1 protein-coding gene is annotated in these 2,375 nt (G+C 46.9%); it reads right to left on the bottom strand.

Annotation, left to right across the window (positions count from 1 at the left end):
- Positions 1–322 precede the first annotated feature (322 nt).
- Positions 323–2,375, bottom strand: a 2,053-nt coding sequence (locus tag DL238_RS15860) for a hypothetical protein (protein ID WP_147291043.1), incomplete at its 5' end; no start/stop codon positions are given.

Raw genomic sequence — 2,375 nt, 5'->3', positions numbered from 1 at the left:
TGCTACTATATTTCAACATTCATATACAAACAAGTGTATAAAACTTTTCAGTCAAAGATTGACATCGTTCTTGGATCTTAAGAGGACGATGTTGATCATTGAATACGATGGTAGCACGGCCAATGAGTTCAATTATGATGCCATTTAAAATGTACACTTACAGATCAGAAAGTTGTGCACGCTATACAACCTACAGTGCATATGCAAAATATGCGGCACGTATATTCTACATATTCACTGTAGGAGCAAAGGTCTCAACATTATGAAATATCGAACTCATCAATGATTGTAACATGTGAGGGTTTAGCTTCACGCAGACCGCTCAGTGTGTCACTTCATGAACTTCGTCGTACTTCTTGTGGAAGATGACCACATCCTTGAAGTACATGTTGGGAGTGTAGAAGTCATAATCGTGGATCTTACGATCGAAGGGGAATCCCAAAGGCTTGTCATCGGGATATTTGCGACCATGTCCGACACCACAGTAGCTGAAGGCCTTGTAGTGGTAAGGCTCGAAGTCATGTTCGTCTTGCTTGACGTATGGGGTGACGATGACGTAGAAGGTGAATGTCTGACCACCCTTCTTGCCTTTAGGAAGCAGCAGGTTCTCCGGGTAGCCGCAGTATTTGTGGCTCTTGTCAATGTAGTATTGATCTTTTTCCTCCAGAGCGTCCGCTACTTTCTTGAACAAGTTTCTGTAACTGTCATGGCTGTCAGAGATGATGCTGGAGTCGTGGGATTTACGTTCGATCACTGTTTTGCCGGCTTCAACTTTATGTACAAAGCGGTCCATCTCCACGAAGTAGTGTCTGCGCTCATCCAGTTCACATTCGTGGCCCAAGCTGTCGTACTTGGGACCCAGGAAAATACGCACGTACACGTCCTGTGCCTTGTCGCTGGAGACCTCGATGTTGTAGGTGAAAGGCTTGTGGTTGAGACGATAGTGACTAGCGCGGATGTTGGCTTTCAATAAGTCTTCGAGCTTACCAATGTACATAGCATTGCCCAAACTATGTTCAAAGTGCTCGAAGTATGTGTACAATTTACCAACATCTACATTTTCTATCTTCACTCCTGGGAAGGACAGCTCGTCGTACGTGTAGCGGGGTAGCCTGTTCTTATACTTCTGGACAATGTGGTCGATGCGCTTCCACAGCTGGTAAAAGGCGGGATCTCTCAGAGCGGTCTGATGGTGTTCCAAGGCACTTGGTGCGAGCCCGTTCTTGTGGTATGGATCAACAACGTGTCCAACCAACAAGCGGTAGAAGTGGAAAATAGATCCATAGAAATATTGATACGGGGAGTTGCTGGTGCCCTCGATCATCTGGCCGAGATAATCCATGCCATGCTGGTCGTGGTACAGGGAGTAGGGAGTGCGGTGCTCATCGAAGGCGTAGCCAAAGTCAATGGCCTTCTCAACCCTCCTTTCGTAGTTTTTGATGTCAGAGACATAAAAAAGATCGAAGTCAGTTGGGTACATGTTGCTGGGACGAGCTGGCATTTCCTCGCCGTTATGGTATCTCAAGTGAGGATTGTATCCGGTCTTCAGTGGCTTGCTGTACTGGAAGGGTTTAACATCGGGCAAGCTGTTGGACAGCCTCTCGAGGAAGTAGCGAGCATAGATCTGGTGGTAGGTGTAGTAGAATTGTTCACCACGTCGGTCGAATGACTTGCCGTACAAAGTAGTGTTGAACCAAGAGGGATAGATGTAGCGGAAGTACATGTTGAATGCGTTGAGGTCGACATCTTCTCTGAAGTAGGCCACCAGGTCTTCTTGGCTTCTGGCAGTGAAGTTCACAGGGATAACGTGTTCGACGTGTTTGTCAGTGCCAGATTCTTTCGTCCAGTATTTGTAAGCCTGCTGGATTACATCGTCCTCCACGAAAAGATATGGGTTGACTTCATATGGTGGAGGCAGTACCAAGTCCTTAGTGTCTTCGCGATGGAATGCGGCGACAGTTAGAGCATACATAAACATGCCCTCATTCACACGATCGCGGGCCCAGCAGGCGGTCTTGTAAAATGTGTCGTAGTCATTGGCAGCAAACAAAAGTTCAAAAAGCTTGATGGCCTGCTCTATGTGCTTTTCGTAGTACACAGAGAAGGGCTCTCCCCGTGGCAGCATTCCCTTCTTGTAGTACGAGATGAAATTCTTCACCACGTGGGGGTACTTGTAGTGGCCGATGTTTGCCTCGATATCATAGTGATCACCAATATCGACCTGATCCTGGAAGAGGTTGTGCTGATAAAATCTGTGGAAGAGTTTTATGTAGTCAATCTGTTTCTGGAGGAAATCTTTATCAGCGAGCTTCTTGGAGTCGCCGAGGACAGGAATGGCCACAAAGGCCACAACCGTAAGGACGAGTACCAGACCA

It is taken from the genome of Alteriqipengyuania lutimaris, assembly GCF_003363135.1.
GTDB lineage: Bacteria > Pseudomonadota > Alphaproteobacteria > Sphingomonadales > Sphingomonadaceae > Alteriqipengyuania > Alteriqipengyuania lutimaris.
The sequence above is the reverse complement of the archived record's forward strand: the minus strand, read 5'-3'. Positions and strand labels throughout refer to the sequence as shown.